Annotated in this window: 10 protein-coding genes and 1 pseudogene; 6 read left to right on the top strand and 5 right to left on the bottom strand. The window is 68.6% G+C overall.

Features of this window, described 5'->3' with window-relative positions; all coding sequences use genetic code 11:
- From AS181_RS22570 to pheA, 3 genes and pseudogenes are all read right to left on the bottom strand, one after another.
- Positions 1–245: pseudogene (locus AS181_RS22570) on the bottom strand (IS1380 family transposase); the annotation flags it as partial.
- A gap of 183 nt (positions 246–428) precedes the next feature.
- A complete protein-coding gene (locus AS181_RS22565) occupies positions 429–1088 on the bottom strand; it encodes a histidine phosphatase family protein (protein WP_058253726.1) in 660 nt (219 codons plus the stop codon).
- Positions 1088–2056 carry a prephenate dehydratase gene (gene pheA, locus AS181_RS22560; RefSeq protein WP_058253725.1) on the bottom strand — a complete coding sequence of 323 codons (969 nt, stop codon included), beginning with the start codon at positions 2054–2056 and terminating at the stop codon, positions 1088–1090. The genes AS181_RS22565 and pheA overlap by 1 nt, the downstream gene beginning before the upstream one ends.
- 158 nt (positions 2057–2214) lie before the next feature.
- On the opposite strand from pheA, the gene AS181_RS22555 reads away from it, so the two are divergent.
- From AS181_RS22555 to AS181_RS22540, 4 genes are all read left to right on the top strand, one after another.
- Positions 2215–2967 (top strand): DUF2470 domain-containing protein, encoded by a 753-nt coding sequence (locus tag AS181_RS22555; RefSeq protein ID WP_058253724.1) that lies wholly within the window; start codon positions 2215–2217, stop codon positions 2965–2967.
- Positions 2968–3041: 74 nt separating this feature from the next.
- A complete protein-coding gene (locus AS181_RS22550; RefSeq protein ID WP_058253723.1) occupies positions 3042–3839 on the top strand; it encodes a CPBP family intramembrane glutamic endopeptidase in 798 nt (265 codons plus the stop codon).
- A 110-nt stretch (positions 3840–3949) separates the two neighbouring features.
- Positions 3950–5197 carry an oxygenase MpaB family protein gene (locus AS181_RS22545; RefSeq protein ID WP_058253722.1) on the top strand — a complete coding sequence of 416 codons (1248 nt, stop codon included), beginning with the start codon at positions 3950–3952 and terminating at the stop codon, positions 5195–5197.
- A 161-nt stretch (positions 5198–5358) separates the two neighbouring features.
- On the top strand, positions 5359–5967 hold the full coding sequence (locus AS181_RS22540; RefSeq protein WP_058253721.1) for a cold-shock protein: 609 nt from the start codon (positions 5359–5361) through the stop codon (positions 5965–5967).
- Here the strand turns inward: AS181_RS22540 and AS181_RS22535 are convergent.
- Complete coding sequence (locus AS181_RS22535; protein WP_058253736.1) at positions 5960–7384, bottom strand: APC family permease; 1425 nt, start codon at positions 7382–7384, stop codon at positions 5960–5962. The two genes, AS181_RS22540 and AS181_RS22535, sit on opposite strands and share 8 nt — an antisense overlap.
- Before the next feature lie 275 nt (positions 7385–7659).
- Here AS181_RS22535 and AS181_RS22530 point away from each other — a divergent pair, with 275 nt between their 5' ends.
- Together AS181_RS22530 and AS181_RS22525 are read left to right on the top strand one after the other, a co-directional pair.
- Complete coding sequence (locus tag AS181_RS22530; RefSeq protein WP_231742665.1) at positions 7660–8892, top strand: LCP family protein; 1233 nt, start codon at positions 7660–7662, stop codon at positions 8890–8892.
- Positions 8893–8977: 85 nt separating this feature from the next.
- A complete protein-coding gene (locus AS181_RS22525) occupies positions 8978–9514 on the top strand; it encodes a ferritin (RefSeq protein WP_058253734.1) in 537 nt (178 codons plus the stop codon).
- A gap of 262 nt (positions 9515–9776) precedes the next feature.
- Here AS181_RS22525 and AS181_RS22520 read toward each other — a convergent pair whose 3' ends face one another.
- Positions 9777–10700, bottom strand: a complete 924-nt coding sequence (locus tag AS181_RS22520; RefSeq protein WP_058253720.1) for a DUF5926 family protein — start codon at positions 10698–10700, stop codon at positions 9777–9779.
- Positions 10701–10711 lie beyond the last annotated feature (11 nt).

Below are 10711 nucleotides of genomic sequence, written 5' to 3'. Positions count from 1 at the left end.
ATTCCGAGGTCGTCGATACTGTCAGCGCCGCAACACAATCCGCCGATCACGGTCAACAGTTTCGCGTCGAGGTTTGCCCCAGCGGAGGCGACCTGGGTGGTACCGAGATCGACCCGGTCGCCCAGCGATGCGGCCAACCCGGTCGACTCGGCCACTCTCATGACCGGCACCAGTCCGGCGTGCGACACCAGGTTGTCGTCGTCGAACATGGCGGACGTGGCGGAGAACGTGTGCGATACTTTCACTGAAAGTGCCTTCTGAGCTGGAATGTTTTGTGTCTCAACACCACCAATCATTCCAGCTCAGAGGGCATTTTCACGTTACCGACACCCCGCACCCATCCACGGATCCAGGCTCAGGGAACGGGGTGAAGCTCGCTCCTCAGGGAACGGGGTGAAGCTCGCTCCTCAGGGAACGGAGGGACGCCGTCAGCCCATCGGTTCGTCGACCAGCGGCTCGTCGGCGATCTCGAACGGGGCCGTCGTGGCGCCCCATCGCGTGCACACCCAGATGCCGTCGGAGTACTCGAGTTCGATGGAACCGGTGTTGCCGAGGTGGGTCGCCGCGGCGAACCGGGAGTCGATCCCGGCGAGGCGCGCGGCGATCAGGCGGATGGCCGCACCGTGACTCACCAGGAACACATCGCGCTGGTCTGGGCCGGTGAGGTACATGTCGGCGAGGTCCTCGACCGTCGGCAGGTACCGGTCGTAGACCATCGCGAGGGATTCGCCGCCGGGGATGCGTGCGTCGAGGTCGCCGGCGTGCCAGCGGTGCATGATGTCCTGGAAGACCTCATGCGATTCGCGGTCGGAGCGGTCCTCGAGCTCGCCGGCCTGGACCTCGTGCACGCCGTCGATCGCCGCGGTCTCCACATCCCACACCGACCCGATCAGCTCGGCGGTCTGCCGGGCGCGGAGCGCGCGTGAACTGAGCAGCACCGCGTGCTGTTCCGGCACGTTCTCGAGACCGAACCGAACACCCTGTCGCGCACCGAAATCGGTGAGTGCGGCACCGGGCAGAGCGGTGTCGAGGCGGCGCATGACGTTCGAGGTGGTCTCACCGTGACGGACCAGATGCAGCCGCGCCATCACTTCCCTCCCCGACGCATCGAGTCGACCCATGCAAGCGATTCGGTGTGGTCCGGCGGCGCGGAGCCGGTGGTGCGCGCCGCGGGCCACGAGCCGAGGAACACCACCCGCTCGCATCGGCGGTGAAGGGCGGCAAGGGCTTCGGCGACGGCCGCATCGTCGATGTGTCCGACCGCGTCCAGGAAGAACCGGTACCGGCCGGTGATGCTGCGGCCCTGGGCCTCGTCACGCTGTGGGCGCGACTCGATCCGTGTGAGGTCGATTCCGCGCGAAGCGAATTCGTTCATCGCCGCCATCAGGCTCCCCGGTTCGTTCGACAGCTCGAGGATGACCGAGGTCCGGTCGGCGCCGGTGCGGGGCAGCGGAACCCCGGGTCGGCCGACCAGAAGGAATCGCGTGGTCGCCTCCCGCGCGTCGGCGACACCGTCGGCCAGCACGACGAGTCCGGACAGGCGCGCCGCGAGCCCCGTCGTGACCGCGGCGTCCGCTTTCCCGGCTGCGACGTCTTGCGCGGCAGCGGCATTCGAGCTCGCGATCACGAACTCGGCGTTGGGGAACAGCCCACCGATCGACTGACGCACCTGCGCGGAGGCAACCGGGTAGGCGGCGATCGTGCGGACATCGGCCGCGACCATCGGCGCGGCTGCGGCGATGGCGAACGAGATGTCGAGCACCGTCTCGGCGAAGGCCTGCACCCGACCGTCGACGGCGTCTGCCGCGGGCGGCACCAGTGCGTCCATCGTCGCCGGCACCGAACCCTCCAGCGAACTCTCGATCGGCACACAGCCGTAGTCGGCATCTCCGGTGCGGATCATGGCGATGGTGGCGGCCGGACTCGACGCGGCGACCCGGTCGACCCCGCCCGACAGGTCGAGGCCGTCCGCGGACTGTTGTTCGGCGAGGACCGCGTCGAGCGCCATCTCGGTGAAGGTTCCGGGCGGGCCGAAGTAGGCGATCACAGGCACCACACGAGCCTAGTGGAACAGGCCTGCCGAGACCCTTTCGCGCATGTGTCCCAGGCTCTACGCAGGGGTGTCGAAACCATTGACGCGTGCGCTCCGGGTATTTAGGTTAGGGTTACCTTTCATACGACCCGCGCCCCGCGACGCCGACCGGAGAGACTGTCATGACGAGAACGACGACCGACCGCCCCACGGATGCCGAGATGATCCAGACGGCTTGTCGTCGCGGCGGTTCCGCCATCCTGGCCGTCGAGGGCGCGGACGCCACCCCGATCGACGTCGTGCACCTCTTCGAGTCCCAGGCCTTCGTCCTCGTCCCCACCGACGGCGACGCGATGCGGACCGTCGACGGCGCCGAGGGCGTGCCCGCCATGCTCGAGGTCACCGACTGGGCACCCATCGACTTGCGTGAACGCGTGCGTTCGGTGATCTGGCTGAACGGCACGTTGCACGAGGTCCCGCGCGACCTGGAACGCGACCTGGCCATCGAGATCGCGGGCGAACACCCCGACGACGGTCTCCTCGACATCGGACACGGCGCGTCGATGATGCGCCTGCAGGTCGACACCGCGGTCATCGCGTCCTCGGACGGCGCGGCGTCGGTGTCGGCCACCGAGCTCGCCGACGCCGACCCCGACCCCTTCTGGGAGCACGAAGGCAGCTGGCTCGAACATCTCGACAGCGACCACGCCGACATCGTCGGACAACTGGTCCGCAAGCTTCCCGTCGAGCTGCGCACCGGACGGGTGCGGCCGCTCGGCCTCGATCGCTTCGGCATCCGGTTCCGCATCGAGGGACTCGACAGCGACTCCGACGTCCGCCTCCCGTTCGCGCGGCCGGTCTCCGACGTGTTCGAACTGTCCCGCGCGCTGCGGAATCTCGCGGGCTGCCCGTTCCTGAACTCGATGCCCGACTGACCCGGCTTCCGTAGCAACGCCGCCCGCGGATCACGCATCCGCACCACGGATCGCGGGGTCCTAGGCTGACCGGCATGGCCTTGCGCGAGTACCTCACACCGTCGCCCCACGGCATCCCGGTCGTCACCGACCGGACCGAACGACGCGGCATCATCGTCGAACTGGTCATCGTCGGTGTCCTCACATTCGCGTTCTCGGCGCTGTCCGCGGCACTCGCACTGCTCGAGGCGCAGCTCGCAGGCGGTATCGGCGAGACCACGGTCGCACTCAATCCCAGCCGCTCCGACCTCGGTCTCATCGACGCCGTCCGGCAGATCATGGGCGGCCTCCGACTGTTCGCCATCGCCGCCTTGGGCATATACCTGTTGTGGCGCAGCGGGATCGGACTGTCACGTGTCGGTCTGGGTCGGTGGACCCCGCGCCGCGACATCCCCTCGGGACTGGTCCTCGCCGCCGTCATCGGCCTGCCCGGCCTGGGACTCGTCGCCGTGGCCCGGGCCCTGGGCCTCAACGCGAGCCTGGTGCCCAGCCAGGCCGACACCTGGTGGGAGTGGCCGGTTCTGGTGCTCATCGCGATCGGCAACGCCGCCGCCGAGGAGATCGTGGTGGTCGCGTACTTCATCACCCGGTTGCGACAACTCGGCGTGTCCGACAACGCGTCGCTCGCCGCCAGCGCGATCCTCCGCGGCGGCTATCACCTGTACCAGGGCTTCGGCGGCGGACTCGGGAATCTGGTCATGGGCGTGGTCTACGGGCGCTTCTTCCAGGTCACCGGCCGCGTCTGGCCCCTCGTGATCGCCCACGCGGTCATCGATGTGGTCGCCTTCGTCGGCTACGGACTGCTCCGCGACCATCTGTCCTGGGTCGGCTGAGAACCGAGACATCGTCGACCGTGCGGCCTTTCCCGTCGACTGCGCACTCCGACCGTGCACCCCTACCGGCCACCATTGAACGGAGTGAGATGATTCGCTAGATTCGTCTCATGACCGTCGATGCGCCGTCCGACCCGACCGCCGAGCCGGCGAGCCTCCCTTTCCCGCGACGCCATCGAGCCGCCGAGTCCCGCGGCCGGCGCATCGGCAGACTGCTCAAGGTCTACAACCACCTCCGTGAACCCGGCGACGACGAGCTCGCGGAGCTCGGGCGTCGGCTGCGCACACGGGACGAACCCGCCGCGGCGCTGGTTCGGGCCATGCGCCTCCCGCGGGACACCGACGGCCGGGTCACGATGCGCCAGTTCGAGCGGGCCCTCGCCGGCGACATGCCCTCCGATGCGCCCGACGCCCTGCGCGACTTCTTCGCACTCGTCGAGAAGACACCGGACTGGGTCGATCCCGCTCTCTGCGACCGCGGGGCCGCCGTCTACCGACGGTTCGGCCAGAACGCCAACGACGTCCTGCTCCAGCTCTCCCTGATCGGCGGCTACCGCTTCGGCGGTCCCGCCGACCTGCTGGTCGCGACCGGCGGCCTCACCGGGAACACGGTCATCCGACGACTCGGCGAGACGCAGACCTGGGCCATCGCGGTCGGCGAACCGGGCGGGATGGCACGCGACGGCGACGGCTGGCGACTCACCGTCCACGTGCGCCTCATGCACGCCCTGGTCAACGAGCGGTACGAACACAACGGCCGCTGGAACATCGACCAGTGGGGTCTGCCGATCAACCAGTCCGACCTCGCCGCGACGCTGAACCTCTTCAGCGGCGCACTGATGATGGGGGTCCGCGCCCTCGGCGTCCCGGTGAGCCGTGACGACTCCCGCGCCCTCATGCACCTCTGGAAGTACGTCGGTTGGCTGATCGGCGTCGACGACGACTGGCTCTTCGACTCCGAACGCGACCAGCATCAGCTGAGTTATGCGGTCTTACTGGCGCAGCACGACGTGACCGACGCCGGCGCGGCCCTCACGACAGCGATCGTCGACGCCCAGAGCCGCTTGCACTACCGGTTGTTCCCCCGCCTCGCCGCGCGCTACACCCGCGCCCGCCTGCTGAGCATGCTGCAGGGCTTTCTCGGCGTGCGCGGCATGCGCGACCTCGGTCTCCGCCCCGCGGTGCCGTGGGCGTTCGGTCTCGCGTGGGTCCGCAACACTGTTGTCTACCAGGTCATCGCACGAACACCGGCCGGTCCGCGCTATCTGGAATGGGCCGGCACCCGTTCCCGACGCCGCGCACTCTTCCGCCACTTCGGCCCGGACGCCCCCGAGATCGGATCGCTCGCGGAGCGTTGAGAAGCCGTATGACGCCGCGTCCGGATTCCGGGCTCGAGATCCCACGTTTTCCCAGGCCTCAGCCTGCACCCCTGTCCTAGCGGCGTTCGCCCCACCCGGACGCGAAGTGCCCCAACGGAAATTCACTGTCGCGCCACGGGTCCGGCGCCTACGGTGGACCGATGTCGACGACCGGGATGATCCGCGAATGGCACCACGACGAGGGCTGGGGTGTCATCGAGTCACCAGCGTTGTCCGGCACCGTCCACGTGTCCACCTTCGTCGTCCGTGTTCGGGCCGTTCAGAATCTCGACGAGCTGTCCCTGCCGGGCTTGCGTCCGGGGACCGTCGTCGACTTCGACCATGCGATAGCTGTGCCAGCGGAAAGCGGATGCCGATATGTGGCGCTCTCGGTCTGGCCGACCGAGGTGGCCCGGCCGGATCCGAAGCACAATGGCGTGTTCCGAACTGCCCTGTGGCACAGCGTCGGTGACGCCGGACCGGACGGACTCACGATAATCGAGGAGACCGCCCTCACCGACACACCGACGTCACCGCCACCAACTACCCTCGGTCCGAACACCACCGGGACCGTTCGGTCGTGGAACGGCGAAGAGGGATGGGGCGTACTCGCTTCCGACGCCACCCCGGGCGGGGCGTGGGCGTTCTACAGCGAGATCGTCGGTACCGGTTTCCGGGACCTGGTGCCGGGGCAGACCGTCGAATTCCAGTACGAGCGAGCGAGTCAGGACGGATACGACTACCGCGCGAACAACATCCGCGTCAGGTGAGGCGCCCGGAGCGATCGTCGTCGTCGATGTCGTCGTCGATGTCGTCGTCGTTGACCCGGCGCCCACCCGACCCGGTCACACGCGCGAGGAGATAGAGCACGAGTCCGACGACGATCAGGATGCCCGCGCGCAACCAGGTCGACGCGCTCTGCTGCGTCATCAGGACGATGCAGGAGATCACCGCGAGCACGGGCAGGATCGTCGGCGCCCGGAAGTGGTCGGTGTCCGTGCGGTCGCGGCGCAGGACGAGGACGGCGACATTGGTGCTGACGAACACGAACAGCAGCAGGAGCACCACCGTCTCGGCGAGTGCCGCGACGGTCCCGGTTGCCGAGAGGATCATCGCGACGGCGGTGGTGGCGACAATCGCCGTCCACGGTGTCCGACGACCGGGCAGCACCTTCGCCAGCGCACCGGGCAGCAACCCGTCGCGGGCCATGCCGAAGGTCAGGCGCGACGCCATGATCATCGTGAGCAGCGCGCCGTTCGCGACGGCGATGAGCGCGATCAGGGAGAACAGCTGGTCGGGGATCCCGACATCGGCGATCGAGACGACCTCGAGCAACGGGCCCGACGACTCCACCAGGCGCTCCGGTGGCGCGACGACCGACACGGCGAGACCGACGAGGACGTAGACGACGCCGGCGGCGATCAGCGCACCGAACAGCGCCTTCGGATAGACCCGCCGCACGTCACGGACTTCTTCGGCCATGTTCGCGGAGGTCTCGAACCCGACGAACGAGTAGTAGGCGAGCAACGCCGCGCCCAGCACGGCGAGAGCCGGGGTGGTCTCGTCGGTGAACTCCAGCACCCGCTGCGGCTCACCGTCACCGCGACCCAGCACGATCCCGGCCAACACGACGACGAGCACGAGTCCGGAGACCTCCACCACGGTCATCACCACGTTGGCCCGCAGGGACTCGGTGATCCCGCGGGCGTTCAGCGCCGCGACGGCGAGCAGGAACACCAGCGCCGCCGCGGTGGTGGGCACGTCCAGAAAGACCTGCAGGTAGTCCCCCGCGAAGGCGAGCGCCAACCCGGCGGCGCTCGTCACACCGGCCGCCAGCATGCAGAACCCCACCAGGAAAGAGATGAGCGGATGGCGGTACGCGTGCCGCGCGAACACCGCCGCGCCGCCGGCCCGCGGGTACTTGGTGACGAGCTCCGCATACGACGCCGCGGTCAGCATCGCCAGCGCGAGGGCGAGCGCCAACGGCACCCAGATCGCTCCCCCGACCTCACCGGCGACCTCCCCGACGAGCGCATAGATGCCCGCACCGAGGACATCGCCCAGGATGAACAGGAACAGGAGTTTGCCGGTGATGGCGCGACGCAGCGGGGTGTGCCCGCCGTCGGTCCGGGCGTCATCGTTCCCGGAGTCCTGCGACGTGGCGTCGGCGACGTGTTTGTCGGTCATGGCGTGTCCTGTACCCCGTTCGGTCCGGAACGAGACCTCAGGTGGGCGGTTCGACGCCACGTCGGCAACCAACCGACCGACATCCGTGGCCACCGCCCATGCGTACATTGGTTGGGATGAACGAGCAGGACCCGCCGATCCTCCGGCGAGGTCGCCCCGGACCGCCGATGCCGCCCGGGCGGCCAGCGGGCCCGTCTCCGCGCCCGGGGCCACCACCCGGACAAGGCCACCGCCCTCCTCCCGGTGCCGTCGGTCCGTCCGCTCATCCGCAGGCCATGCCGCGGATCCCTGCACGCGGTCCCGACCCGCGCCGGGCGCCGGGCCCCGGTCCCACCGGCCGGCCCCCGCACCCGTCCCCGGCCGATCGGCCGCCACCATCGGCGCGGCCCGCTCCCGGCGGGTATGCGCCCACCCAGAAGCCGGAGCCGATCCCCGACAATCGGTCTCGTGGACCTCGTCCGCCGCGTGGCGACCGTCGCGACCGGGACCGGTCCGTCGGACGTCCGCCCGCGACCCCGGGGCCGGCCGGTCCTCGCCGGCCCCGGCGCACGGGGCGCCGCGCGGTCCGGGTGGGCAAGATCCTGATGATCCTGCTGCTCGTCGTCGTCCTCGGCAGTGTGGGACTGCTGTTCTACTACGACACGAGACTGGACCGGATCGACGCCCTGCCGGCCTACGCCGGACGCCCGTCGGACACCCCCGGCACCAACTGGCTCATCGTCGGTACCGACTCGCGATCCGATCTCACCGAGGAACAACGCCGGGCGCTGGCCACGGGTGACGCCGACGGCTCCCGCACCGACACGATCATGCTCGTCCACAACCCGCCTGGCGGCGGCAAGGCGATCGTGGTGAGCATCCCGCGCGACCTGTACGTGGAGGTGCCGGGCCACGGCAGCCTGAAGATCAACGCCTCGTTCAGCATCGGTGGTCCGGCGCTGCTCGTGCAGACCGTCGAGAACCTGACCGGCATCCGCATCGACCACTACGCCGAGATCGGCTTCGGCGGATTCGACACCCTCGTCGACTCGGTCGGCGGCGTCGACATGTGTCTCGACCAACCGCTCAACGACCCCAAAGCCGGTCTGCGCCTGGCGAAAGGCTGTCATCGTCTCGACGGTCGGCAGGCTCTCGGGCTGGTCCGGACCCGCGCATTCCCGCGCGCCGACCTCGAGCGCGTGGTCAATCAGCGGAAGTTCCTCGCCGCACTCGTGTCTCGCGCGACCAGTCCGTCGGTCCTGCTCAACCCGTTCCGACTCTTCGGGTTCGTCGGCGGCGCCATCGACGCGCTCACCGTCGATGAGCGAGATCACATCTGGAACCTCGCGTCCCTCATGTTCGCGCTGCGCGACCCCATCACGACGACGACGCCGGCCGGCGAGGGCACCTTCACCGACGAAGGACTGGCGTTGCCCGTCACCGAGCAGACCGAGGAGTTCTTCGGCTACCTCCGCGCAGGTCAGCCCGTCCCCGACGAGCTTCTCGTCGACACCGGCGGGCCGTCGTGAAAGGGTCGCCAAACGCAGGCCAGACTTGCCTTACTTAGCCTGAACTTGCTGGTGAGAGCCATTTTTCGGCTCTACGATGGGCCGCATGTCCGAACACACGAAGTTCCATCAGCTGCTGCACGACCAGATCAGCAACGAGTTCTACGCCTCGCAGCAGTACATCGCGGTCGCCACCTATTTCGACAACCACGACATGCCCCAGCTGGCAAAGCTCTTCTACCGCCAGGCCGTCGAAGAGCGCAATCACGCGATGATGATCGTGCAGTACTTCCTCGACCGCGACATGGAGGTCGAGATCCCCGGCATCCCGGCACCGAACAACCGGTTCGAGGACTACCGTGCGCCCATCGATCTCGCTCTCGCACAGGAGAAGACGGTGACCCAGCAGGTCGTCGACCTGGCGAAGTCGGCCCGCGACACCGGCGACTACCTCGGCGAGCAGTTCGTGCAGTGGTTCCTCAAGGAACAGGTCGAGGAGGTCGCGACCATGACGACCCTGCAGACCATCGCCGAACGCTGCAACGGGAACCTCTTCGACCTCGAGAACTTCGTCGAACGAGAGTTCAACGGCGAGAAGACATCCGACGCCACCGCACCGGTCGCGGCCGGCGGGAACATCTGACGGAGTTCCATCCGCCCCAATCCGAAAGAGCCGCGAAACCCCCGCTCCAGATCCGAGAGAACGACATAACCCTCGCTCCCTGAGGTGCGAGGAGCGCAAGCGACGAGCCACGAAGGGCTGGCGACGGACGTCACCACGCCCTTCGTGGCTCGCTTCGCTCGCACCTCAGGGAGCTGAAGAAGGTTCGCTTCGCTCGCACCTCAGGGAGCAGAAGAAGGCTCTCAGGGAGCAGAGAGCAACGCGCGATTACGGACCACGCCGGTCAGCGCAGCGTGACCTGGCGACCGCGAATACCGTTGCGGGAGCTGCGTTGTTCGATCGTCAGCGGCGAGGTGTCGGCGAGTGCTTCGGCGAGGCGGCGATCGAGCTCGTTGAGACCGGCGTACCACTCTTCGTGGTGCATCTCGTTGTCGAGGTCGAAGACCGGGACGAGCAACCCGTGGGTGCGGAACGATCCGGCGAACCGCGAACCCTCACCCATCGTCAGATGACCGGCCGCGTGGAGCCGGGCCATCGCCGACATCAGGTCGTCCTCCGGCTCGGGTCGAATCCAGCGCAGGTGCGCACGTTCGCCCGCATCGACCCACCAGGGCGCACCGGCGCCGCTGTCGACCACGAGCCGCGCGGTCGGCAGCACCGAGTCGTTGGCGCGCTCGAACATTGCCGTGATCTCCGCCGGGACCTCGGTGCCCTCCACGAACCACCAGCCGAAGTCCTGGTGCACCGTGATGTCCAGGGTGGCGTCGGTTCTCACGACCTCGTCGAGGCTGGGGGCCTCGTCGGCAGCTTCGAGGTCGAACTCACTGCCGGCGTCGGCGTGAGCGGCCCACGCGATGGCCGCGGCGAGTTCGACGGTCAGCGCCGAGCGATCGGGGTCGGTCTGTAGACCCACGAAACCCTCTGTCGCACCGTCGAGGTCGCGCGCGAGAGCAGGCACCGCGCCCGGCAGGATCGTCACGATCGAGACGTCGTTGCGGGAACCGGCCGGCTCGGTGAGCTCCAACCGCGCAGTCGCCGAGGCGACGAAGGTCCGCAGCGCGACGAAATCGCATTCGGACGCGAACCCGGCGAAGGGCCGGGGCGGCGGCGCCAGAGCTGCGGCCTGGCGTGCCTTACGTGCTGCGACGCGCTCGGCGCGATTGCTTCCCGGACGTGGTCCACTACCCCGTTTGCTCTTCTTGCCCATCGGTCCACTCT

Origin of the sequence: Gordonia sp. SGD-V-85, from assembly GCF_001456905.1 — a bacterium.
Lineage (GTDB): Bacteria > Actinomycetota > Actinomycetes > Mycobacteriales > Mycobacteriaceae > Gordonia > Gordonia hongkongensis.
Note: the sequence above shows the minus strand (reverse complement) of the source record. Positions and strands in the feature narration are given on the sequence as shown.